This is a genomic window from Pseudomonas vanderleydeniana (genome assembly GCF_014268755.2).
In the GTDB taxonomy this organism is placed as follows: Bacteria; Pseudomonadota; Gammaproteobacteria; order Pseudomonadales; family Pseudomonadaceae; genus Aquipseudomonas; species Aquipseudomonas vanderleydeniana.
On sequence record NZ_CP077093.1, the window covers coordinates 2,646,569 to 2,668,614 of the forward strand.

Annotated in this window: 21 protein-coding genes; 11 read left to right on the plus strand and 10 right to left on the minus strand. The window is 66.5% G+C overall.

Annotated elements, in window-relative coordinates; translation table 11 throughout:
• Positions 1 to 9: 9 nt before the first annotated feature.
• The 3 genes from HU752_RS12050 to HU752_RS12060 form a co-directional block, all read right to left on the minus strand.
• A complete protein-coding gene (locus HU752_RS12050) occupies positions 10 to 1,305 on the minus strand; it encodes an MFS transporter (RefSeq protein ID WP_186680420.1) in 1,296 nt (431 codons plus the stop codon).
• Between the two features lie 69 nt (positions 1,306 to 1,374).
• The gene (locus tag HU752_RS12055; RefSeq protein ID WP_186680418.1) at positions 1,375 to 2,400 is read right to left on the minus strand and encodes an NAD-dependent epimerase/dehydratase family protein; all 1,026 of its coding nucleotides are present in this window, start codon (positions 2,398 to 2,400) and stop codon (positions 1,375 to 1,377) included.
• 132 nt (positions 2,401 to 2,532) lie between these two features.
• Entirely contained in the window at positions 2,533 to 3,459 is a 927-nt protein-coding gene (locus HU752_RS12060) for an alpha/beta hydrolase (protein ID WP_186680415.1), read from the minus strand.
• A 216-nt stretch (positions 3,460 to 3,675) separates the two neighbouring features.
• On the opposite strand from HU752_RS12060, the gene HU752_RS12065 reads away from it, so the two are divergent.
• The 9 genes from HU752_RS12065 (at position 3,676) to HU752_RS12105 (ending at position 12,246) form a co-directional block, all read left to right on the plus strand.
• Positions 3,676 to 4,473, plus strand: a complete 798-nt coding sequence (locus HU752_RS12065; RefSeq protein WP_186680412.1) for an RraA family protein — start codon at positions 3,676 to 3,678, stop codon at positions 4,471 to 4,473.
• A gap of 11 nt (positions 4,474 to 4,484) precedes the next feature.
• Positions 4,485 to 4,943: a nuclear transport factor 2 family protein gene (locus HU752_RS12070; protein ID WP_186680409.1), complete on the plus strand. Its 459-nt coding sequence runs from the start codon at positions 4,485 to 4,487 to the stop codon at positions 4,941 to 4,943.
• Positions 4,940 to 6,334 (plus strand): aldehyde dehydrogenase (NADP(+)), encoded by a 1,395-nt coding sequence (locus tag HU752_RS12075; RefSeq protein WP_186680407.1) that lies wholly within the window; start codon positions 4,940 to 4,942, stop codon positions 6,332 to 6,334. The genes HU752_RS12070 and HU752_RS12075 overlap by 4 nt, the downstream gene beginning before the upstream one ends.
• Positions 6,335 to 6,349: 15 nt before the next feature.
• Positions 6,350 to 6,643 carry a Dabb family protein gene (locus HU752_RS12080; protein WP_186680404.1) on the plus strand — a complete coding sequence of 98 codons (294 nt, stop codon included), beginning with the start codon at positions 6,350 to 6,352 and terminating at the stop codon, positions 6,641 to 6,643.
• Positions 6,644 to 6,706: 63 nt separating this feature from the next.
• The gene (locus HU752_RS12085) at positions 6,707 to 7,993 is read left to right on the plus strand and encodes an MFS transporter (RefSeq protein WP_186680401.1); all 1,287 of its coding nucleotides are present in this window, start codon (positions 6,707 to 6,709) and stop codon (positions 7,991 to 7,993) included.
• A gap of 61 nt (positions 7,994 to 8,054) precedes the next feature.
• On the plus strand, positions 8,055 to 8,867 hold the full coding sequence (locus HU752_RS12090; protein ID WP_186680399.1) for an NAD-dependent epimerase/dehydratase family protein: 813 nt from the start codon (positions 8,055 to 8,057) through the stop codon (positions 8,865 to 8,867).
• On the plus strand, positions 8,864 to 9,952 hold the full coding sequence (locus HU752_RS12095; RefSeq protein WP_186680396.1) for a mandelate racemase/muconate lactonizing enzyme family protein: 1,089 nt from the start codon (positions 8,864 to 8,866) through the stop codon (positions 9,950 to 9,952). The genes HU752_RS12090 and HU752_RS12095 overlap by 4 nt, the downstream gene beginning before the upstream one ends.
• 88 nt (positions 9,953 to 10,040) lie before the next feature.
• Positions 10,041 to 10,910, plus strand: coding sequence for an aldose epimerase family protein (locus HU752_RS12100; protein WP_186680394.1), 870 nt, complete (start codon positions 10,041 to 10,043; stop codon positions 10,908 to 10,910).
• 61 nt (positions 10,911 to 10,971) lie between these two features.
• Positions 10,972 to 12,246 carry an OprD family porin gene (locus HU752_RS12105; RefSeq protein WP_186680392.1) on the plus strand — a complete coding sequence of 425 codons (1,275 nt, stop codon included), beginning with the start codon at positions 10,972 to 10,974 and terminating at the stop codon, positions 12,244 to 12,246.
• 2 nt (positions 12,247 to 12,248) lie between these two features.
• On the opposite strand, the gene HU752_RS12110 is transcribed toward HU752_RS12105, so the two are convergent.
• Both HU752_RS12110 and HU752_RS12115 read right to left on the minus strand, forming a co-directional pair.
• A complete protein-coding gene (locus tag HU752_RS12110) occupies positions 12,249 to 13,853 on the minus strand; it encodes an IclR family transcriptional regulator domain-containing protein (RefSeq protein ID WP_186680390.1) in 1,605 nt (534 codons plus the stop codon).
• 97 nt (positions 13,854 to 13,950) lie between these two features.
• Positions 13,951 to 14,772 (minus strand): aldo/keto reductase, encoded by an 822-nt coding sequence (locus tag HU752_RS12115; RefSeq protein WP_186680388.1) that lies wholly within the window; start codon positions 14,770 to 14,772, stop codon positions 13,951 to 13,953.
• A 311-nt stretch (positions 14,773 to 15,083) separates the two neighbouring features.
• Between HU752_RS12115 and HU752_RS12120 the strand changes: the two genes are divergently transcribed.
• Both HU752_RS12120 and HU752_RS12125 read left to right on the plus strand, forming a co-directional pair.
• On the plus strand, positions 15,084 to 15,299 hold the full coding sequence (locus HU752_RS12120) for a TOBE domain-containing protein (protein ID WP_186680386.1): 216 nt from the start codon (positions 15,084 to 15,086) through the stop codon (positions 15,297 to 15,299).
• On the plus strand, positions 15,296 to 16,375 hold the full coding sequence (locus tag HU752_RS12125; RefSeq protein ID WP_186680384.1) for a sigma-54 interaction domain-containing protein: 1,080 nt from the start codon (positions 15,296 to 15,298) through the stop codon (positions 16,373 to 16,375). The genes HU752_RS12120 and HU752_RS12125 overlap by 4 nt, the downstream gene beginning before the upstream one ends.
• A gap of 161 nt (positions 16,376 to 16,536) precedes the next feature.
• On the opposite strand, the gene HU752_RS12130 is transcribed toward HU752_RS12125, so the two are convergent.
• From HU752_RS12130 to HU752_RS12150, 5 genes are read right to left on the minus strand one after another with little or no spacing between them, the layout of a single operon-like run.
• The gene (locus tag HU752_RS12130; RefSeq protein WP_186680382.1) at positions 16,537 to 17,676 is read right to left on the minus strand and encodes an LLM class flavin-dependent oxidoreductase; all 1,140 of its coding nucleotides are present in this window, start codon (positions 17,674 to 17,676) and stop codon (positions 16,537 to 16,539) included.
• Between the two features lies 1 nt (position 17,677).
• The gene (locus HU752_RS12135; protein ID WP_186680379.1) at positions 17,678 to 18,682 is read right to left on the minus strand and encodes an LLM class flavin-dependent oxidoreductase; all 1,005 of its coding nucleotides are present in this window, start codon (positions 18,680 to 18,682) and stop codon (positions 17,678 to 17,680) included.
• Positions 18,672 to 19,694 carry an LLM class flavin-dependent oxidoreductase gene (locus HU752_RS12140; protein WP_186680376.1) on the minus strand — a complete coding sequence of 341 codons (1,023 nt, stop codon included), beginning with the start codon at positions 19,692 to 19,694 and terminating at the stop codon, positions 18,672 to 18,674. Before HU752_RS12140 ends, HU752_RS12135 begins: the two co-directional genes overlap by 11 nt.
• A complete protein-coding gene (locus tag HU752_RS12145) occupies positions 19,691 to 20,710 on the minus strand; it encodes an LLM class flavin-dependent oxidoreductase (protein WP_186680373.1) in 1,020 nt (339 codons plus the stop codon). Before HU752_RS12145 ends, HU752_RS12140 begins: the two co-directional genes overlap by 4 nt.
• Entirely contained in the window at positions 20,707 to 22,035 is a 1,329-nt protein-coding gene (locus HU752_RS12150) for an LLM class flavin-dependent oxidoreductase (RefSeq protein ID WP_186680370.1), read from the minus strand. Before HU752_RS12150 ends, HU752_RS12145 begins: the two co-directional genes overlap by 4 nt.
• Positions 22,036 to 22,046 lie beyond the last annotated feature (11 nt).

Genomic DNA, 22,046 nt, shown 5'->3' on the forward strand with positions numbered 1-22,046 from the left:
CGCTCCCCCCTAGCCGGTGGTCACCGTCCGCTGGCTGGGCATTTCATTGCGCTCGCGGACGAACAAGCCGACCGCCAGCGCCCCGGCCACGCCCAGCACGCCGGTGACGACGAACGCCGCGCTGTAGGTACCGGTCATCTGGATGATGAACCCGGTCAGGGTTGGTGCGAACAGCCCGGCGCAGTTGCCCATGCCGTGCATCAGCCCACCGGCGGTGCCGACGTAGCAGCTGGGCACGGTGTCCTGGATCAGCGCCCAGTAGGCCGAGGCGGTGAGCATCAGGAAGCCGATCGCGATGGACATGAAGAACACCACCAGGTGCGTGGACTCGGAGCGGCCGCTCAGGCCGATGCAGGCTGCGGCGATGGTCAGGCAACTGACCAGCACCACCTTGCGCGAGAACAGCTGGCGCCCGGTTTTCTGGTAGATGCGATCGATCAGGAAGCCACCTGCTGCCATGCCGCAGGCCCCGACCAGCCAGGGAAAGGCGGTGATCCAGCTCATCTGCTGCAGGCTGACGCCCTTGGTGTCCACCAGGTAGCTGGGGAACCAGGTCATGAAGAAGTACAGCGTGTAGTTGTAGCAGAACAGCGAGAACCCGGTGCACAGCACGGCCGGGCGCAGCAGCACGCAGAGCAGGCTCGGCTTGTCGGTGGCGTCATCGGTCGTCGTGGCGCTGTCACGCCCGGCCTGGATATCGGCCAGTTCATCGGCACTCACCCGTGGGTGCTGGGCCGGATGGTCGGTGGCGATCAGTTTCCAGGCGATCGCCCAGACCACGCCGATGGCCCCGACGATGACGAAGGACCATTGCCAGCCCAGCGACAGTGCGAGTACGCCGATTACCGGCCCGGCCAGCGCACCGCCCAGCGGCCCCCCGGCCTGGTTGATACCGACCGCCCGTGCCCGCTCGCGGATCGGGAACCAGTTGTTGACCACCTTGTTCGCCGTGGTCGGCACAGGGCCCTCGCCGATGCCGAACAGCGCGCGCACGATCAGCAGCGACCAGAAGCTGTAGGCCGTGGCGGTGAGCGCACACAGCGCGGACCAGATGCACATTGCCCAGAGGAACACGCGCTTGGGCCCGTAGCGATCGGCCAGGTAGCCGCCGATGAAGTTGAAGGCGGCGTAGCCGATGAAGAAACCGCTGAACACCATGCCCTTTTCGCTGGGCGTGAGTTCGAAACTCTTGGTGATGAAGGGCATGGCGACCGACAGCGCTGCGCGATCCATGTAGTTGATGACCATGGCGATGAACAGCAGGGTCACGATGAACCAACGGTATTGGCTTTTGTTCTTGTTCATGAAGGTTCGCCTGTGCAGGCACACGCAGGCCGGGGCGACCTGCGTGAGGGTGTTGGGGAAGAGAGGGCGTCAGCGCTGCTGCAGGTCCACGGCTTCGTCGACCATGTCGAACAGGCTGTAGCGCGGTGACCAGCCCAGCAGGGCGCGCGCCTTGGCGGCGGTGCTGTGCGGCTGGCCGAGCTCGGCCGGCAGGTTGGCCTCGACATAGCGCCGGCCGGTGGCCTTGGCCAGGTAAGGGATGAAGGTATCCAGCCCGACCAGGCTCGGTGGCGCCAGGTTGAAGGTTTCGCCGATGGCCGCCGGTTTGTCGAGCATCAGCAGCAGTGCGTCGACGATGTCGCGCACGTCGGTCAGCTCCTGGGTATGGGCATTGCCGTTGGCATCGCGGGCGAGCAGCAGCGGGTCGTCATCAGCGGCCAGCGGTTCGAGGATATCCAGCAGGCGCTGCACGTCACTGGCTGCCGAGTTGGCGTTGTGGCTGCTGGCGGCGCGCAGGCTGTCGATGCGCCCTTGCAGGGAGAACGCCGGGCGCGAGTATTCGCCATTGGGGTCGACCACTTCGGCTGCCGCCTCGATGTGCGAGAACACTGCGGTGGTGACTTTCAGGTTGGGGTGGGTGCGGGCGAAGAAGTCCAGCAGGTCCTGGCCGAGCAGCTTGGTCATGCCGTAGAAGCTGTAGGGCTCGCGCGGGTGGTGTTCGTCCACCGGACGATAGCGGGCGAAGCGCGTCGGGTAGACCTGGTCGCTGGAGGCGAACACCAGCCGCACCGGCCGTTCGGCCGACTGCTGTGCCGCACAGTCGAAGACGTTGTAGCTGCCGGTGACGTTCGCCTGCCACAGGCGATCTCGATCCTCGGTCCTGAAGGAGATCAGTGCCGCCAGGTGGAACACCGCCTCGGCGCCCTCCATGGCCTGGCGGACGCAGTTGCGGTCGGCCAGGTCGCCAGTGATGCACTCGATGCCGGCGGCCTGGGTCGTGGCGAGATTGCGGTCGCCCGGCAGCACCACGGTGCTGATCGTGTGGCCGCGCTGCATCAGCGCCTTGGCGACCTGGCTGCCGACGCGCCCGCTGGCGCCGGTGATGAAGACTTTCATGCTGCATTCCCCTGATTGTTTTTGGATGAAGTGGAATGCGGTGCAGCGTGTGAAAAAGGGCGGCGGGCCGCAATCGTTCCGGCCTGGCCGAGCGGTGTTGCGTCCCGCACTGTGGGAATCTCGGCGATGTCGTTAGGGAGCCAGCGCCTTGCCCAGGGCCTCGGCCAGGGCATCGTAGAACTGTTCCACCGCCGCCACCCCGGCCGCTCGCAGGCTGGCATGCACCAGGCCTTGGCCGATGTGCAGGTGGACGGGGACGTCGGCGCGTTGCAGCACCTGTGCGTACTGCCGGCCGTGGTCGAACAGCGGATCGTATTCGGCGACACCGATGAAGGCCGGCGCCAGGCCGGCGGCGTTATTGATCGTCAGGGCCAGTGCGCGAGGGTCGGTCCGGTGCCCGGCATCCGGTAGATGACCGGCCAGCGATGCCCGCAGCCCGGCGGCGGTCAGCATCGGCGCATGGGCATGGGCCTGCATCGACTCCAGTGTCTCGTCTGCCGTCAGTACCGGGTAGACCAGCGCCTGCAGCAGCGGCTGCGGCAAGTCGAGCTGGCGCAGGGCAACGCACAGGCCGGCGGCGATCGAACCGCCGGCGCTGTCGCCCGCGACCAGTAACTGCTCCGAGTCCAATCGTGGCCAATGCCCGCGGCGCAGGGCGTGCCAGACTGTCAGCACATCCTCCAGCGGGGCCGGGAACGGATGCTCTGGCGCCAGGCGGTAGTCCACCGCGACGATGGCCACGGCAAGTCGCTTGAGCAGCGCGAAGGCGAACCAGTCATGGGTGGTGTGGCTGCCCATGTTCCAACCGCCGCCATGCAGGTAGAGCAGCGTTGGCCAGCCGTTTGCCGGTGCCGGCTGTAGGGGCGTGTAGAGGCGCACGGCCAGGCCGTCGAGGTGTTCGTCCTCGACCCGAACGCGGGCCGGCCGTTCCGGGGTGAAATGCCGGCAGGCCCTGGCAAAGGCCGCGCGACGAGCTGCCAGGCTGTCGTTCTCCGGGGTGAAGGTCGCGCTGTGCGCCACATACGCGGCGAGGTTGGGATCGAGTGGGTAGGCGGACATGCCGAAGGCTCCGGTGGAAAGTCCCGCGCAGCCTAGCGCCACCTGCCTTCGCGAGGTTTTTTTCCGCCAGTGTCGCCAGGGGCGATTCTCGCCATGTGGGACAAGCGGCCCGGTTGTCGGGTGATGACGTTTTGTCGCAGCCGGGCTTGCCCCTAGGATCGGTCTCCAGTTGCCGGCTCGACGAGCCCGCCGTCCCATTCAGCCTGGAGAACAATAATGGCGATTCACCAATACGCCGAAGACTACGACAACAGCGCCAATCGCAAGGTGTCGGTCAGCGATGCGACTCTCGAAAAACTCTCGCGTTGCTCCAGTGGTTCGCTGACCACGCAACTGTTCAAGCGCGGTTTTCGCCAGCCGGCGTTCGTCGGGCTGAAAGCCATGAGTCGCAACGCCAAGCCATTCGCCGGGCGTGCCTTCACCATGCGTTTCATCCCGGCCCGTGAAGACATCGACACCTACGGCACCATGACCACCCGGCCCAATGGCGACAACCTGCAATGGCAGGGCGTCGAGCAGATCCAGCCGGGCGACGTGCTGGTGATCGACAGCCGCAACGACCCGGCCGCCGCTTCCGCCGGCAACATCCTGGTGACCCGCCTGCTGGCCCGTGGTGCCCGGGCCATCGTCACGGACGGTGCGTTGCGCGATGGCAGCGAGATCGCCGAAATGAGCCTGCCGGCCTATGCCCGCGAAATCACCGCGACCACGCGCATCTCCTACCACCACGTGGCTGACCTGCAAGTGCCGATCGGGTGCGCCGGCATCGCCGTCTACCCGGGCGACGTCATCGTCGGTGACGCCGATGGCCTGACCTTGGTCCCCGCGCACCTGGCCGAGGAATTGGCCGAGGTCTGCCTGGAACAGGACGACATCGAGAACTACCTGGCCATGCGCATCGCCGCGGGCGAGCCGCTGTGGGGTGTCTACCCGCCGAGCCCCGAGGCCATCGCCGCCTACCAGGACTGGGTCGCCTCCGGCCGCCCGGCCATCCCTTCGATCATCGCCCGATAAGGACCCCGATCATGGCAGAGCATAAACACGCGCAGACCATTCGCCGCTACTTCGCCGCCTGCAACGAAGGCGACTACGACAAGCTGGTGTCCTGCTTCACCCCCGATGCCGTGCACTACTTCCCGGCCGGCCTGCCGGATGTCCCATGGCGCAGTGCCGACACCATCGCCCGCAAATGGGTCTGGTGCGTCGAGAACCTGGGCTCGCAATGGACCATCGACAAGATCCTGGTCAGCCACGACAGCGATGAGGCGGTGATCGAGTGGACCCACTGGAAAAGCAAGCTGGGAACCGCCCTGCGTGGTGACGAGTGGTACATCTTCGACAGGGACAGCGGCCTGATCAGCGAAATCCGCGCGTTCTACGCCTCGCCTGCGGACAAGAATGTCGCCATCAACGAGCTGGTCGATTTCGACTATGCCGGCCGTGGTTATCACCTTGAGCCGCAATCACGTGGAGACCAGGCATGACCGGGAACAACGCGCATCAACCGATCGACCAGGCGGTCAATCTGGCGGTACAGGCCGCTCCGGCCTGGGCCGAGGCCAGTGTGACCGTACGTGCCGGCTTGCTCCGCGGCCTGGCGGCGGCGCTGGAAGCGCACCAGGCCGACCTGGTCGCGATCGCCGATGAAGAGAGCCATCTCGGTACCGTACGCCTGAATGGCGAAGTGGCACGCACCGCGTTCCAACTGCGTGGCTTTGCCGAACAACTGGAAGCCGGTGCCATCCGTCGCGTAGTGGATGAAGCGGTTGCCGGCGCACCGCCGGCCGGGCGTCCGCGCCTGGTGCGCGTCCTGCGCCCGGTGGGGCCGGTGGCGATGTTCTCGGCGAGCAACTTCCCGTTTGCCTTCTCCGTGCTTGGCGGCGATACCGCGTCGGCGCTCGCCGCTGGCTGTCCGGTGGTGGTCAAGGCTCACTCCGGTCATCCGCGCCTGTCCCGGGCGGTGTTCGACCTGGCGCGCCAGGTGGTGTTGGCCCTGGGCCTGCCGGAAGGTGTGCTGACCCTGGTCGAGGGCGCCTCCCGTGGTGCCGGTGGTTATCTGGTGCAGCACCCGGGGATCGCCGCCGTGGCCTTCACCGGTTCGTACCAGGGCGGCACCGCGCTGTGGCGGCTGGCCAACGAGCGGCCGCGACCGATTCCGTTCTTCGGCGAGCTGGGCTCGATCAACCCGCTGGTGGCCCTGCCGGCCGCGCTGGCAGCGGATAGCCAGGGCCTGGCCAACACCCTGGCCGGTTCCATCACCCTGGGTTGCGGTCAGTTCTGTACCAGTCCGGGGGTGATCGTGCTGCTCAAGGGCGAGGCCAGCGAGCGTTTCGTCGCACAACTGGGCGCGGCGCTTGAACCGGTACGTACCCATGCGATGCTGACGCCGTCCATGCGCGAAGGATTCGAGCACGCCAGTTCGGTGGTGGCCGGGCACGCCGCGACGCTGTTCGCCGGGACCGCTGCGGCGGGCCCGGCACCACGGCTGTATCGCACCGATGCGGCGGCGTTCATCGCCAATCCGGCCTTGCGCGAGGAGATGTTCGGTCCGGCTGCGCTGGTCGTGGTCGCCGATGATCTGGCCCAGGTCGAGCAGGTGCTGGCGGCGATCGGCGGGACCTTGACCACCACCCTCTGGGGGGCCAGCGACGACACGCCGGCCAACCGTTCCCTGGCGCGAGTCGCCGGGCAGGTTTCCGGTCGCGTGCTGTTCCAGGGCGTGCCGACCGGCGTCGCGGTCTGTGCGGCGCAGCAACACGGCGGGCCATGGCCATCGTCCACTGCGCCACAGACCACCTCGGTCGGTTATGCCGCGCTGGAGCGTTTCCTGCGTCCGGTCGCGCTGCAGGATGCGCCGGCCTGGGCCCAGGGATGAGGGGAGGGTGAAAGCATGATGCGTCATCTCGTGATGTTTCGCCGCCTGCCGGATGTGCCCGCCCAGCCTGAACTCGAGGCTGAGCTGGTCGAACGCATGCGCCTGCTGCCACAGCGCATCGACTTCATTCGTGGCTGGCATGTGGCGGCCAACGAACTGGATCGTCCGATCTGCTGGGATTACCTGCTTGATTCCAGCTTCGACGATGCCGAGTCGGTAGCGCGCTACCTGCCTCACCCGGCCCACCAGGCATTGGTCCAGGACCTGAAGCAGTACTTCGAGTGGGTGGCGGTCGACTACACCGCCTGATCGCTCGCCGCAATAACCGTAATAACAACAGACGCGCCCCAACGAGGGCGCGCGGAGACACCGATGAAGAACAAGAAGTCCTTTCGCTGGACCATCCTGGCGATGCTGTTCATCGCCATGGTGATCAACTACGTCGATCGTGCGGCGTTGTCCATTGCCATGCCGTTCATTACCCAGGATTACCACCTCACGCCGGCCGAGAAGGGACTGATTTTCAGCAGCTTCTTCTTCGGCTACGCGCTGTTCTGTTTCGTTGGCGGTTACTTCGCCGACCGCTTCGGCCCCAAGCGGGTACTGACCTGGTCGATGTCGTTCTGGTCGGTGCTGTGCGGCTCCACCGCGCTGGCCTTCAACTTCTGGTCGCTGCTGGTCGTACGGGCGCTGTTCGGCATTGGCGAGGGCCCGGTCAGCACCACCGCGAACAAGGCCATCAACAGCTGGTTCCCGATCACCGAGCGTGCCCGTGCCATCGGTATCGCCCAGGCCGGTGGCCCGCTGGGTGGCGCGCTGGCGGGGCCGATCGTCGGCTTCCTGGCGATCTGGCTGGGCTGGCGCGTGGCGTTCGTGGTGATTTCGCTGGTCGGTATTCTCTGGGCCATCGCCTGGTGGCGCCTGGCGACCTCGACCCCCCAGGAGCACCCTGAGGTGAGCCAGGAGGAACTGGCACTGATCAATGCCGATCGCGAGACGCCGGTGCAGGTTGCCAGTGACCTGCCGGCCACGCCGGTGATCGAGGTCATCCGCCAGCGCGCGGTGTTGATCTCGGGGCTGTCGTTGTTCTGCTACAACTACATCCTCTATTTCTTCATGACCTGGTTTCCCAGCTACCTGATCGATGCCAAGGGCGTCGACCTCAAGTCCATGAGCATGGTCACCGCGTTGCCCTGGCTGGTCGGTACCTTCGGCTTCATCGGCGGTGGCCTGCTGATCGACTGGGTGTTCAAGCGCACCGGGCGGCGGTTGTTCTCGCGCAAGGTGGTGCTGGTCTGCTGCCTGCTGGTCGCCGCCAGTTGCGTCGGCCTGACCGGGCAGCTGGAGAGCATCACCGGCGCGGTGGCGGTGATGACCATCGCCGTCGGTTTCCTGATGCTGTCCGCCCCGGCGTACTGGTCGATGATTCAGGACGCGGTGCCGGACCACCAGGTCGGTACCGCCGGCGGCTTCATGCACGGCCTGGCCAACCTGTCCGGTATCGTCGCCCCGACCGTGACCGGGCTGATCATCCAGTACACCGGCACCTTCGCCAGTGGTTTCGCCCTCGCCGGATTGCTGGGCATCATCGGTGCACTGATCGTGGCGATCTTCGTCACCGAAAGGACCGTGGCCAACCCCGCCCTGATCGCGGCCTGATCATTCAACGGCCGTGCCGGCCCACCGGCACGGCCGACTGTAGAACGAGGATATCCATTTCATGCAAACCCTGTTGATCACCGGCGCGGCCGGCATCGTCGGCACCGCCCTGCGGCCCCTGCTGCGCGAACACTATCAACTGCGCCTGCTCGATCGCCGTCCGGTCGGCGACCTGCAGCCGGGCGAGAGCGAAATCGTCGGTGACCTGACCGATCCGGCGCTGGTCGAGCGCGCGGTCGAGGGGGTCTTCGGCATCCTGCACCTGGCCTGTGCCCACGGTACCGACATCGCTTTCCAGAGCACCGTGGAGCCGAACTACCACGCCACCCTGTACCTGCTCGAAGCCGCGCAGCGCCAGGGCGCCCGGCGCTTCCTGTTCACCAGCAGCCACCATGTGGTCGGGCAGTACCGTACCGACGTCGCCGAGACTTTCGATGACGTGCCCGCCGCACCGGACAGCTACTATGCGATGAGCAAGGTGTTCGGCGAAGCGGCCTGTGCCGCCTTCAGCCTGCGTTACGATCTGGCGACGTTCATCATCCGTATCGGTAACGCCGACCCGCAGGTGGCCGATGCCCGCCGGTTGCGGATGTGGACCAGTGCCCGCGACCTGGCGCAACTGGTGCGCATTGGCCTTGAGCACCCGCAGGTGCGCCATGAGGTGGTCTATGGGGTTTCCGAAAGCCCCCATCCGCTGTTCCACAACCGGCGCGCTCGGGAGCTGGGCTATCAGCCGCAGGACAATGCCGAGGATCATCTTGCGCCGGGCTACCTGCCTTACGAGGCCATGGATCCGATGACCTCCGGTCGCGACCATGTCGGTGGCGCCTACGCCGGAGCCACGCTGGTCAGCCTGCTGGGTGCCCGTCCATGAAAATCGCCAGCGTCCAAACGTTCATCGTCGAGATCCCGTTTCACGATGGCGGCCCGGCCAAGGCTATCACGCCGATGACCTGGCACACCCTGGAGAACGTCCTGGTCCGTGTCGAGGACGAACAGGGCAACGTCGGCTGGGGCGAGGCGTTCGGTTACTTCGTGGCGGATTCGGTGCGTTCGATGATTGACCGGCTGATCACGCCGCTGACCGTCGGCCAGACGATCACCGACATCACGGCCTGGAACCTCAACGCCCAGTTGCGCCTGCACATCTTCGGTCGCTACGGGGTGACGATGTTCGGCCTCTCCGGGGTCGACATGGCGCTGTGGGACCTGCAGGCCAAGCGCGAAGGGCTGCCGTTGCACCGCCTGCTCGGCCAGGCCACCCGCGAGGCCATTCCCGCCTATGCAAGCCTGGTTCGCTACGGCGACAACGGCCTCGCCCCGGCGATGTGCGAGCGGGCGCTGCGTGAAGGTTTCAGGCACATCAAGCTGCACGAGAACACGGTGTCGGAGGTGGCTGCCTGCCGCCGTGCGGTTGGCCGCGACATTCCGCTGGCGACCGACGTCAACTGCTCCTGGAGCCTGGACGATACCCGCGAGTGGCTGCCGGCGCTGGCGGAACTCGAACTGGCCTGGCTCGAGGAGCCGATCTTTCCGCCCGAGGATTTCCCGGCGCTGGCCAGCCTGCGTGGCCATGGCGTGCCGATCTCGGCAGGGGAGAACTGGTGCACTGCGGTGCAGTTCGAAAGCGCCATACGCCAGGGCGCGGTGGACTCGATCCAGCCCTCGGTGACCAAGGTCGGTGGTATCAGCGAGTGCCTGCGCATCGCCGAGCTGGCGGGCCGGCATGACACCCTGGTGCTGCCCCACAGCCCGTACTTCGGTCCGGGGCTGCTGGCGACCCTGCACCTGGCGGCGGTCCAGCCCGATGTACCACTGGTGGAATTCCACTATGTCGAGACCGATGGCTGGCTGCATGACGTCAGGGGCCTGCTGCAGGACGGCCTGATGCAGGTGCCGAACGGCAGCGGACTCGGCCTGGAGCTGGACATGGCCGTGTTCGAGCGGTTCCGACGCTAGAACCCCTCCCGATAGTCCTGAAAACCCCCCGCCGGCGCGTGAAAACACGCCGGACGGGACTCTGCATGCCTCGAATCTGGAGCTGTCGATGAAACGCATGGAACTGACGAACGCGACCTGGTCCCTGGCGCTACTGCCTGAATGGGGTGGGCGCGTGGCACTGCTGCAGGCCGATGGCCTGGACATCATGACGCCGATCCGCGCCGAGACCTTCGACCCGCTGGCCTGGCCGCGCGGCGGGATCTACCCCCTGCTGCCATATTCCAACCGCCTGCGTGACGCAAGGCTCGAGCATGCCGGTGCCAGCCATGCCTTGCCCGCGCATCCCGCGGCGCTGCCGCATACCTTGCATGGGGTGGCCCAGACATTGCCCTGGCAGGTGGTGGAACAGGGCGTCGGGCATGTCGCCCTGGCCTGCGAATACAGCGGTGAACACTGGCCGTGGCCGGTGCGCTTCGAACAGCGTTTCCGCCTCGAAGGCCCGCAACTGCGTATCGACCTGGGCCTGAGCAACCTCGGGCACTCGTCGATGCCCGGTGGGCTCGGCCTGCATCCCTATTTCCAGCGTCATCCGGGCATGCGGATCGAGCTGAACGTCGGCCGCTCCTGGGAAATCGATGCCGCCTACCTGCCGACCGGCCGCTCGCGCTCCCTGGAGCAGCCACTGGTCATCGACGACAGCTTGCAGCAGGAACTCGCGTTGTACGGCTCGCAATGGGACGGCGTCCTGCGGGTGGAGTACCCGCAGGGCCGCCTGCTGATGCAGGCGCAGGCGCCGTTGACGCATTTCGTCGCCTTTGCCCCGGTGGACGCCGCCTACCTGTGCCTGGAGCCGGTCTCGCATCTGGCCGACGCCTTCAACAGCCCGGTCGCCGAATGGCCCGCCCAGGGCACCCAGGTCCTGGAGCCCGGGCAGCGCCTGGGCAGCACCCTCGTATTCAACTGGCAAGCCCGCTGAATCCGCACCGGCTCCATGGGCCGGTGCCGCAACATCACTCGACCGAAGGAAAATAATAACAATGCAATTCCGTCCGCTGCGCTCCCCGTCCGTTCCCGTTCTCGCACTGTGTGTTACCGGCCTGTTGCCGGCCTGCGCCCGGGCGGATTTCTTCGAAGACAGCAAGGCCAACCTGACCCTGCGCAACTTCTACTACAACCACGACCTGCGCGACTCCACGCCGCCGGCACAGTCGAAGATCGAGGAGTGGGCCCAGGGCTTCATCCTCAAGGCGCAGTCGGGGTACACCGACACGCCGGTGGCCTTTGGCGTGGACCTCTACGCCGGCCTGGGTCTCAAGCTCGATTCGTCCCCGGACCGCAGCGGTAGCGCGCTGCTGCCGGGTGCCTACAACCGGGCCGGTGGGCCGCGCAATGCCGATCCGAGCTCGGAGAACCAGTACTCCGAGGCCACGGCGGCGTTGAAGATGAAAATCTCCAGAACCGAACTGAAGGTCGGTGGGCTGTTCCCGAAGATCCCGCTGGTGTATGCCGGTGACTCGCGCCTGCTGCCGCAGTTCTTCGAGGGCGCGATGCTGGACGTCAACGAGCTGGAACACTTCAGCTTCAGTCTCGGCCAGATGCGTCAGGTCAACTACCGCGAGTTCAGCGGCTCGCGCGACATGCAGACCGGCAACTATCTGAACGTCACCAGCGACCGTTTCAACTACCTCGGCGGTACCTGGAACCCGGACCCGAGCCTGTCCCTGGGTATTTGGGGCGGGCGCCTGGAGAACGTCTACCAGCAGACGCTGTACACCGGCACCAAATTCGTCGATGTCGGAAGCTGGCGGCTCAGCGGCACCCTAAATTACCTGGACAGCAGCGAAAGCGGCCAGGCTCGTGCCGGGGTGCTCGACAGCCGCATGACCTCGGGGCTGCTCAGTGCCGCCCATGGTTTCCAGAAGGTGACGATGGGCTACCAGTTCAATGCCGGCGACAGTGCCTTGCCGTTCCTGCACGACACCGACCTGCCGGGCGTGGCCAACGCGATCCAGGTACTGCGTTTCGACAGGGCCCGCGAGCGCTCCTGGCAGGCGCGCTACGACATCGACTTCGCCGGCCTCGGCGTACCGGGCCTGAGCGCCTTCACCCGCTACGTGTATGGCGACAACTTCCAGGTCAACGGCCATGCCGGCAAGGAATGGGAACGCAACCTCGATGTCAGCTACGTGATCCAGAGCGGACCGCTCAAGGACCTCGCGCTGCGCTGGCGCAACGTCGAGATCCAGGGCGACGTGACCAAGCGCCGCGACGAGAACCGGGTGATCCTCAGCTACACCTTCGCCCTCAAGTAGCCTCAGGCGGGGCCCCGGGTGACGGCGGCCGGGGCTCCGCGACTGTCCACCGGCGTGCTCATGACCGTGCCGGACCAGGGCGCGGTCTTCAGTGCTTCACGACTGACCGCCTGGCGGGCCGAGGTGATGTACAGCGTGGCCCCGTCGGCGCCGCCGAAGCACAGGTCGGTCGGCGAGGCGACGGGTACGCCGACCATGCGTTCGAGATTGCCGCCACGGTCGAACTTGACGATGCTCCAGCCGCCCGAGAGGGCCGTCCAGACGCTGCCGTCATGATCCACCGCCAATCCGCTGAGCAGCCCGGAGCCCTTGGGCAGAGTGGCGAAGCGGCGCACCTGGCCACTGTGTTCGAGGCGAAAGAGGGTGCCCGAATCGGCGCCCAGGGCAAACAGCTGGCTGTGCTGTGAGTCCCAGCACAGGGCGCTGATCGCCTCGTTGAACTGCCAGTGGCTGGCGAGGGTGCCGTCGCGGTGCACCTCGCCGACCTTCCAGTGGCCGCTGCCCATCCGGATCGCCGCCCATAGCCGTCCCTCGCGGTCGCTGCACAGGCAGGTCGGCGTACCGAAACCCCATTGGCCCCGGCTGCGTATGCGGCCTTCGGTGACGAACAGGTATTCCTCGTCGAGGGCGACGAACAGCCCGTCGGCGGTCAGTTCCATGCCGAGAATCGGCCGCTCGCAATGGAATACCTTTTCCGTGCCGTGGGCACCGTGCCGGTAGACGGCCGGGCCAAGCCGGTCGGTCCAGTAGAGACAGGCCTCGCGTTCGCTCCAGCGCGGCTGCCCACCGAGGAACGCCCACCGTTCGCTGAGCGGCTGCAGGGCGTCCGGATGGTCCGAGATGTGCCGCACGGCCAGTTGGCTGCCGACTCGCTGGGCCGAGGCGGCGACCTCCGGCCCGAGCAGGTCGAGGCGCTTGCGGGTTAGGCGATAGGCCGGCCCGGCGATGCTCAGCGCGCCGCGCACCTGGCCTGCCGAGTCGACCACCGGCGCGGCGACACAGCGGATGCCCAGGGCAATTTCCTCGTCGTCGATCGCGTAGCCGCGGGTACGGGTGACCTCCAGTTCGATCTGCAGGCGGTCGCGGTCGGTGATGGTCAGCGGCGTGAGCGGCACCAACTGCATGTGTTTGAGCAGGTCACGGCGTTCACTGTCGGGCATCGCGCTGAGGATGGCCTTGCCCTGGCCGGTGCAATACATGGGCTTGTTCTGGCCCATGGCGGCAGCGGAACGATGGCTGTGGGCACCGTCGCAACGTTCCAGCGACAGCACCTGGTCGCCATCGCGGATCGCCAGGTAGGTGGTTTCGCCGGTCAGGTCGCGCAGGGCGCGCAACTCGAAGCTGGCGGCGGCCACCAGGTCCGGTTCCAGCCAGGCGCCCCGGACCATTTCCAGGTAGCGAAAGCCCAGGCGGTAGCGCTTCTGGTGGGCGTCGCGGCGGACCATGCCCCGTTCGACCAGCAGGCCGAGCAGACGGTAGAGGGTGGAGCGGGGCAGATTGACCCGGGCCGCCAACTGCTGGGTGTCCAGGCCTTCGGGGGCGAGGCCGATGGCTTCGAGCAGGTCGAAGGCCTTCTCCAGCGCGGCGGTGCCTTTTCCGGCTTCCATGGGTATTCCTCTCTTTTTTGCAGAGAAATACCACTGTGCGGGATTTTTTTCCTGGAACCCCTGTTTTTTTATCGAGGTGATTCCCGTCTGTTGGGAATTACACCATCGCCAACCGATGCTTGCGCTTGGGCGGCATGAAGATCCGGTCGATGGCGTCCAGGTCGTGTTCGTCCAGCTCCAGTTGCACGGCAGCCGCGTTGAGGCGTACGTGCTCCAGGTTGACTGCCTTGGGAATCGCCAGCACACCTTCATGGCGGATCACCCAGGCCAGTGCCACCTGTGCCGGGGTGGCGTCGTGGCGCGCGGCGATCTGCTGGAGCGTCGGGCTGTCGAGCAGGGCGCCGCCCTGGCCGACCGGGCAGTAGGCCATCAGTGGCAGGTTGTGTTGCTGCCACCAGGGCAGCAGGTCGAATTCAATGCCGCGCTCCTCCAGGTTGTACAGCACCTGGTTGGTGGCGCAGAACGGCGAGGCCAGTTCCTGCAGGTCGTCGACATCGAAGTTGGACACGCCCCAGCGGCCGATCCGGCCCTGCTCGCGCAGGCGTTCGAAGGCCTCGACGGTTTCCTCCAGCGGGTACTGGCCGCGCCAGTGCAGCAGGTACAGGTCGATGTACTCGGTGCCCAGGCGCTTGAGGCTGCGCTCGCAGGCCAGGGGAATGCCCTTGCGGCTGGCGTTGTGCGGGTAGACCTTGCTGACCAGGAACACCTTGTCGCGCTGCCCGGCAATGGCCTGGCCGACCACTTCCTCGGCACCGCCTTCGCCATACATTTCGGCCGTGTCGATCAGGGTCATGCCCAGGTCGATGCCGGTTTGCAGGGCTCGCACCTCATGGGCCCGCTGCTGGCGATCCTCGCCCATGCGCCAGGTACCCTGGCCGATGACGGGAACGGCCACGCCGGCCAGATCGAGCGTTCGCATTGAAGCCTCCTCGGGAAATCGGGGTTATCCATGTGGCAACGGTCGGTCCACGGGGTTCCGCCGCGCAAGAATGAGTCTAGTGGCCTGTACGGTTAATTCGCATACTCAAATTCGAGTCCAAGCGTTTAAGTACCCGAATTAACCGTACAGGCCACTAGTCATGGCGGGCAAATGGCCGGGAAGATTCATTGTGTTATTTCCAAAAGGAATAAAATGATGATTATTAATTCCTTTTGAAAAGTCGGAGAAACGTGCAACTTAGCGGCAAGGCGTACGACGTGCGCACCACTCTCCCAGACAGGAAGCTGCCCATGACCATCAAGGCTATCAACGTCCGCAACCAGTTCCGTGGCGTCATCAAGGAAATCAATCTCGGCCAGGTATTGTCCGAGATCGATGTGCAAACCGCTTCGGGTATCGTCACCTCGGTGATCACCACGCGCTCGGTGCGCGACCTCGAGCTGTCGGTGGGCAGCGAGGTGATCGCCTTCGTCAAGTCCACCGAAGTGTCCATCGCCAAGCTATGAGTACCCGCGCCGGGCAGCCCGGCCCGATCCTGACCCTGCCGCAGGGCGAAAAGGACCCGTTGTCGATTCGTGCCAAGGCCCTGGTGTTTGCCGACCCGCGCTCGCGGCAGTTGCTCGACTACCTGCAAAGAGTCGGACCGAGCGAGGCGCCGGTGCTGATCAATGGCGAGACTGGCACCGGCAAGGAGCTGGTGGCGCGCTACATTCACTCGGCCAGCGGTCGCAGCGGTGCCTTCGTTGCGGTGAACTGCGGGGCGATCAGCGAAACCCTGGCCGAAAGCGAGTTCTTCGGGCATGAGGCCGGTGCCTTTTCCGGCGCGGTCGGGCGGCGTGCCGGCTGGTTCGAGGAGGCCGATGGCGGCACGCTGTTCCTCGACGAGATCGGCGACCTGCCGCTGCCGTTGCAGGTCAAGCTGCTGCGGGCGCTGCAGGAGCAGGAGATCGTCCGGGTCGGCTCGCGCAAGCCGATCCGGATCAATATCCGCCTGGTCACGGCGACCAACATCGACCTGGAACAGGCGGTGGAGGCGGGCAATTTCCGTCTCGACCTGTTCTACCGCATCAACGTTGCCCAAGTCCGCGTACTGCCGCTGCGCGAGCGGCCGCTGGACATCCTGCCGCTGGTGGAGCACTTTCGCAAACTCTACAGCCAGCGGCTGAAAATCGTCGAACCGATGCTCTCCGAGGCGGCCACCCAGGCGCTGCTCGACTATCCCTGGCCGGGTAATATCCGCGAGCTGGAGAATGTCGTGCACCTGGCCTTGCTGGTGGCGGGTGACAAGCCGATTCGTCCGGAACACCTGAAGTTCTCCGCCGGCCTCAGCGCGACGAGCCAGTCCAGTAGCAGCGCCGTGTCACGGGTGCCGCAGGAGGTGATCCGCGAGCAACTGCTGCGCCTGTTCGAGGTGCCGGGGGAGAGTTTGTTGCACGATATCGAGGACCTGATCGTCCGCGAGGCGTTTGCCTTTTCCGGGTTCAACCAGTTGCGCAGTGCCGAGCTGCTGGGGATTACCCGCAACGCGATGCGTACGCTGCTGGTCAATCACGGCATGCTCAAGGGGCGCAGCAAGGCCTGAACCTGTGGGGAGTTTTAGGGTTTTGTGCAGGGTTTGTGGGCCTCTTCGCGGATAAATCCGGCTCCCACAGTGTTGCGCTGTCCACCTTATTCATGATCGCCGCTGAACCTTGTGGGAGCCGGATTTATCCGCGAAAGGGCCCCCACATACACGACAAAACCTCAACCAAGCTTCCCGGCCTGCCGCTGCGTCGCACCGATCCGCCGCAACCGCGGCAACAGCTCACTGCCCAGGTGAATCGCTTCCTCAAGGTGAGGAAAGCCTGACAGGATGAAGCTGTCGACACCCAACTGGTGATATTCCTCGATCCGCTGCGCCACCTGTTCGTAGCTGCCGACCAGCGCGGTACCGGCGCCCCCGCGCACCAGGCCGACACCGGCCCACAGGTTCGCCGACACTTCCAGCTCCCGCGCCCGCCTGCCGCGTCCCTGGACCAACTGTGTCTGGCGGCTCTGGCCAACCGACTCATAGGCCGCCATCTGTGTCTGCGCGCGGTCGATGGCCTCCTTGGGAATTTCTTCCAGCAGCTTCTCGACATGGGCCCAGGCCTGGTCGTCGGTGGCCGCGGCGAAGATGTGCAGGCGCAAGCCGAAGCGCAGGCTGCGCCCCTGCCGTGCGGCCAGTTCGCGCATGTGCTGGATGCGTTCGGCGATCATCGCCGGTGGTTCGCACCACATCAGGTAGGTCTGGGCGTGGGTCGCGCCGACCTGTTCGGCCGCTGCCGAGGCACCGCCGAAATAGATCGCCGGCGCCGCCGCGTGAGGGCTGATCGGCGTGGCGCTGGTACTGCGGTAGTAGCGACCGTGGAAGGGCAGGCCCTTGCCGGACCAGACCGCCTGGAACACCTGGAGAAACTCCGCGGTGCGGGCATAACGCTCATCGTGTTCGAGGTAGTCGCCCAGCGAACGTTGCTCGAAACGACTGGAGCCGCTGACCACATGCAGGGCCAGGCGGTTCTCGCTGAGCAGTTGCAGGGTCGCGGCGCGGTGCGCGGTGTAGGCGGGCAGTTCGAGGCCGGGGCGCAGGGTCAGCAGGAATTTCAGCCGGCGTACTTCCTGGGCCAGCACGGCGGTGATCAGCCAGGGGTCTTCGAAGCCGCTGGCGGTCGGCACCATGATCGAGTCGAAGCCGGCCAGTTCGCTGGCCCGGACGATCTGGCGCAGGTAGTCCAGGGTCGGCGCCCGTTCGCCGGCCTGCAACAGGCCGGTGCGGGGCAGGCCGCTGCTGGTCAGGTGGCGGCCGTCGCCGTTGGTGGGCAGGAACCAGTCGATTTCCAGGGGCGAGCGGTGTTCTTGGATCATTTCAGCAGCGCTCCTTGCGCAAACCTTGGGCCGTCAGCAACGGCAGGATCTGTTCGCCAAAGCGCAACAGCTCGCGCACCGCCGGCTCGCCCTGGATGATCACCTGGCCCAGCCCCAGTCCGTGCAGCTGTTGCAGGCGGGTGGCGATCTGATGTGGCGTGCCGACCAGGCACAACGGTTGGTCGCTGTGCGGTTGCCACAAGTTGGGATGGATCTCGAAGCGCCGTGCCGGGTGCCGGTGGCGCTTGAGCGGCAGGACCTGCGCGGGCGTTTCCGGGAGGCTCAGCCGGGCCTGTTGCAGAACCCTCTCGGCGGCGTCCCAGGCTTCGTCCTCGGTGTCGCGCGCGATCAGTCCGAAACTGCTGGCGAAGACCAGCCGGCCCTGGTCGTCGCGCAGGCGTTCGATGGCTTGCCGCAGCCAGTCCGGTGCGCCGGAGCGCAGCAGGCAGACCTGGGCGTGACGGGCGATCAGCGCAGCGTCCTGGGAATCGTCCAGGATGAGCGGCGGCGCTGGTAACGGACGGCGGCCGATGCCGGCGTTTTCCAGCTGGAAGTAGCGGCCGTCATAGTTGAACTCGCTGCCTTCGGGTTGCAACAGCGGGCCGAGGATTTCCAGGTATTCGCCGATGCGCTCGTTACGCTGGTCACGGTTGAGCCATTCGCCGAAGGCGCTGCGCAGGCTGCCCTGTTCGCTGTCGGGCAGGTGCAGGCGCACGCGTTGGGAACTGATCGACTGCAGGCTCTGCAGCGTGGCCGCAAGCGCGGCGGGCAGCATGACTTCCGGCGGCACACTGACGGTCAGTTGCAGGTGCCGGGTATGGGCACAGAGCGCGGCCGCCACGCCGAGGCTGTCGGCGCAATGCGCGCCGCCGGGAATCCACAGGCCGTCGAGCCCGGCGTATTCCGCGGCCTGGGCCAGTTGCATCCACTCGCCGGGGCGCTGGGCCCAGCCCGGGGTTTGGCTTGGGCCGCAGAGCGGCAGTTGCCAGCTGAATTCAAGTGCCATGCGCAGTTCTCGGAGCGATAACGGGCTTCCAGCCCAGGGCCGGGGCGATTTCGCCGGCGAGGATTTCCAGTCGGCGCAGGATCTGTGCCTGGGTCGAGCTTTCGGCCTGGACCACGGCAATCACATAATCGGCATAGGGTAGCAGCGAGGGGTCCTGGCGCAGGCTCGCCACCACTTCATCAGGGTGGCCGTGATGGACGTTCATCAGCCGCAGGTGCTCCTGCAGGTCGACGGCTTCGTCGATCAGTCCCTCGCGCTTGAGGCGCGGGATATGCCGTTCGATGTCCACCGCCAGTTCGGCCTGGGCGCTGACGCGATCGGCCGCCGGGAAGATCGCCCGGACCACGCCGATGCGTGGCGCCCGGTCGATGTGCGGCCAGGCGTTCAGGTAGGCGTCTGCCAGCGGTTTCTGCACGGTCAGCGGATCATGCGTGGCGGTGCCCAGCAGCAGGCCGTTGCCCTGTCGTGCGGTATGGGCCGCCCCCTCAAGGCTGCCATGGGAATGCCAGAGACGCCGTGCAAGCCCCGTCGCCGGCGGTTGCAGGGTCAGGTCACTGGAAGCGTCCACCGGGCCGCCCTCGAGCAGTTGCTGCAGCCGCTGCTGATGGCGGGTGAAGTCCCGCTGACGCGTCTCGGCGTCGCGCCGGAAGGCGGCGAAGTTGTCGAGGTTGGCTCCCCCGCTGCCCAGCCCCAGTTGCACCCGGCCGCCACTGAGGCTGTCGAGCACGCTGGCGTCCTCGGCCAGGCGCACCGGGTCTTCGAACGGCAGGACGATGACGCCGGTGCCCAGTTCGATCCGCTGCGTGCGTTCGGTGATCGCCGACAACAGGATCAAGGGCGAGGGCAGGCGGCCGAAACCGTTGCTCAGGTGATGCTGGGCGATCCAGCCACCGTCGAAGCCCAGGGCCTCGGCCACTTCGAATTGTTCGATCAGGTCACGGTAGACCTGTTGCGGGTCGTCACCAAAGGCGTGGCTGAGGAAACCCAGCTTGAAGGGTCTGGCGTTGCTCATGCGTGCTGTTGCTCCGAAGGCGAGGGGCGCGGCGGGTTCGGCTGCCAACCCAGCGCGGGGGCGATCCGTTCGCGGATGATTTCCAAGGCCCGGATGGCCTCGCGCAGTGACGTATTGGCCGTCTGGACCTGTAGCACCAGGTGGTCGTTGACGCCCAGGCGCGGCCCTTGGGCGAGCGCCTCGACAATCTGTTCCGGCTCCCCGTGGAGCACCCCGAGACGGGCGAGCACCTGGTTGAAGTCGGCATCGAGTCCGGCCCGGTAGACGCCGATGCTCTGCTGGCGGCGCACGTAGGCGAGGATATCGCTGTGCAGTGTCGAACCGGGCGCTGCGGCATCCGCGCCGGGGAACACCGCCTGCACCCTGGCCACTCGCGCCGGGGTGCCGTTGTCGCCGGTCCAGGCCTGGCGATAGCGCTCCACCAGTTCCACGCCGGCCTCGGGCGGCAGGTGCGGATTGGGGGCCATGATCAGCCCGTTGCCACGAGCAGCGACCAACTCGACCCGCGAGGTCGCTTCCCACAACCGCCGCCCGAGACCTTCGGCACGGGGCAGCAGGCGCGGGCCGTCGTCGCTCAGCGGCGCATTGCCGAGGGCCGAGCGCAGGCGCTGCAGGCGGGTTTCGTAGTCGCGGTGACGCTCGCCGTGGTCGAGACCGAAGGCGTCGTAGGTCTGCGGGTCGAAACCGGCACCCAGGCCCAGTTCCAGGCGGCCGCCGCTGAGCAGGTCGAGTACCGCCGCGTCCTCGGCCAGGCGCAATGGATCCTCCTGGGGCAGCACGATGATTCCGGTGCCCAGGGCAATGCGCCGGGTACGTTGGGCGACCGCCGCCAGCAGCACCAGCGGCGAGGGCAGGCGCCCCTGTTCGCTGGCGAAGTGATGCTGGGCCACCCAGCCGCTGTCGAAGCCCAGTTCCCCGGCGACACGAAACAGCTCCAGGGTGTCGCGGTAGACCTGGGGGTCGAAGATCGGACGGTAGACGCGGCTGAGAAAACCGAGGGAAAAACCGCCGCTCATGGTCGACTGAACCGGTTGGCCGGACGTGGCAGTCCGAGGTTCTCGCGCAGGGTCCGACCCTGGTATTCACGGCGGAACAGCCCGCGTTCCTGCAACAGCGGAATCACCTGGTCGACGAACACCTCGATGCCTCCCGGAAAGTACGGGAAGAACACGTTGAAGCCGTCGCAGGCGCGAGCCTCGAACCAGGCCTCGAAGTGGTCGGCGATATCGGCAGCGGTGCCAATCACCGGGTTGCCGCCGGCCAGGCGCAGGTACAGCTGGCGGATGCTGAGGTTCTCCTTCTGTGCCAGTTCCAGCACCTTGTCGCGGCGACTGCCGCGCTGGCCGACCGGGGTCTCCGGCAACGGGCCGTCGAGGTCATGACCGCTCAGGTCGATATCCTCGCCGAGGGTGTCGGCCAGCAGGCGCAGGCCGAGTACCGGGTCGATCAGCGCCTGGAACTCGTCGAACAGGGCCTGGGCCTGTTCGCGGCTCTCGGCGATGAACGGCGTGATGCCGGGGAGGATCTTGATATGGTCCGGGTCGCGGCCGAGGTCGGCGGCACGGGCCTTGATGTCCTGGTAGAAGGCCTGCGCGTCGGCCAGGTCGCTGGCGGAGGCGAAGATGACTTCGGCAACACGGGCGGCGAGGGTCCGGCCGGCTGGCGAGGCGCCGGCCTGGACCAGCACCGGATGGCCCTGGGGGGGCCGGGCGACGTTCAGCGGGCCGCGCACGGCAAAGTGTTCGCCACGATGGTTGAGGGTGTGCAGCTTGGCGGGGTCGAAGTACTGGCCGCTGGCCTTGTCACGAACGAAGGCGTCGTCGTCCCAGCTGTCCCACAGGCCCTTGACCACGTCGTGGAATTCCTCGGCGCGCTGGTAGCGGTCGCCGTGGTCGATGTGCTGCTCGCGGCCGAAGTTCCAGGCCTCGTCGGAAACCACCGAGGTCACCAGGTTCCAGGCTGCGCGGCCGCCGGAGAGATGGTCGAGGGAAGCGAACTTGCGGGCGATGTGGTACGGCTCGTTGTAGCTGGTGGTGGCCGTGGCGATCAGGCCGATGTGGGTGGTGACGGCCGCCAGGGCGGACATCAGCGTCAGGGGTTCGAAGTGCTCGGCGCGGGCGGTGCGGCTCAGGGCATCGTGGTGGTGGCCCCAGAGCGCGACCACGTCGGCGATGAACAGGGCGTCGAACTTGCCGCGTTCGGCGGTTTCGGCAATCGCCCTGAAGTGGGCGAAATCCAGGCTGGCATCGGCCTGGGCCAGGGGGTGACGCCAGGCCGCGACATGATGGCCGCTGTTGGCGAGAAAGGCTCCGAGCTTGAGTTGGTCGGTTCGGCGGGTCATGAACGGGCTCC